The following is a 608-nucleotide window of genomic DNA, read 5'->3' as shown; positions in this document are numbered from 1 at the left end:
AAAATTTCACGAGTGCTTTATTAACTGGATGCGAGATTGCCATACTTCAGATGATAAAGACGTCATCGCAATTGATGGAAAAACGCTCCGGCACTATTATGACAAGAGTCGCCGCAGGGGAGCGATTCATGTCATTAGTGCGTTCTCAACAATGCACAGTCTGGTCATCGGACAGATCAAGACGGATGAGAAATCTAATGAGATTACAGCTATCCCATAACTTCTTAACATGCTGGATATTAAAGGAAAAATCATCACAACTGATACGATGGGTTGCCAGAAAGATATTGCAGAGAAGATACAAAAACAGGGCGGTGATTATTTATTCGCTGTAAAAAGAAACCAGGGGCGGCTAAATAAAGCCTTCGAGGAAAAATTCCCACTGAAAGAATTAAATAATCCAGAGCATGACAGTTACGCAATTAGTGAAAAGAGTCACGGCAGAGAAGAAATCCGTCTTCACATTGTTTGCGATGTCCCTGATGAACTTATTGATTTCACGTTTGAATGGAAAGGTCTGAAGAAATTATGCGTGGCAGTCTCCTTTCGGTCAATAATAGCAGAACAAAAGAAAGAGCCAGAAATGACGGTCAGATATTATATCAGTT

1 pseudogene is annotated in these 608 nt (G+C 40.3%); it reads left to right on the top strand.

Annotation, left to right across the window (positions count from 1 at the left end):
• Nucleotides 1-608: pseudogene (locus G434_RS0126105) on the top strand (ISAs1 family transposase); the annotation flags it as partial.

The organism is Escherichia sp. KTE172 (assembly GCF_000408845.1).
In the GTDB taxonomy this organism is placed as follows: Bacteria; Pseudomonadota; Gammaproteobacteria; order Enterobacterales; family Enterobacteriaceae; genus Escherichia; species Escherichia coli.
This window is presented reverse-complemented; position numbering and strand designations above follow the sequence as displayed.